Genomic DNA, 276 nt, shown 5'->3' with positions numbered 1-276 from the left:
CCAGGTCGAGCAGACTGCGCAGAGACCTGCTGCCCATTTCCGAGATGCGCCCCAGCCGCTTCGGCCCCTCTCCCGGACGGATCGCGTTCGGGGCCTCGGTTGCCGCCTGTCGCGTGCGGCCTTGCTGTCAGACCCAGCCAGGCCGACAGATCCCGGCCTGACTGCCGGCCTGACCGAACGTCGCCAATGTCGGGCAGCGCAGAGACGAGGGCGCCTGCCGTGACCGGGCCGATGCCCGGGATCGTCTGCAGGCGCTGTGCGTCTTCATTGGCCCTG

The 276-nt window shown here is 70.3% G+C and carries 1 protein-coding gene; it reads right to left on the bottom strand.

Annotated features, from left to right (window positions below; genetic code table 11):
• Positions 1 to 276, bottom strand: a 276-nt coding sequence (locus KY389_RS15970) for a transposase (protein WP_219831797.1), incomplete at both ends; no start/stop codon positions are given.

The sequence above is a fragment of the Paracoccus bogoriensis genome (assembly GCF_019431455.1).
Taxonomy (GTDB): domain Bacteria; phylum Pseudomonadota; class Alphaproteobacteria; order Rhodobacterales; family Rhodobacteraceae; genus Paracoccus; species Paracoccus bogoriensis.
This window is presented reverse-complemented; position numbering and strand designations above follow the sequence as displayed.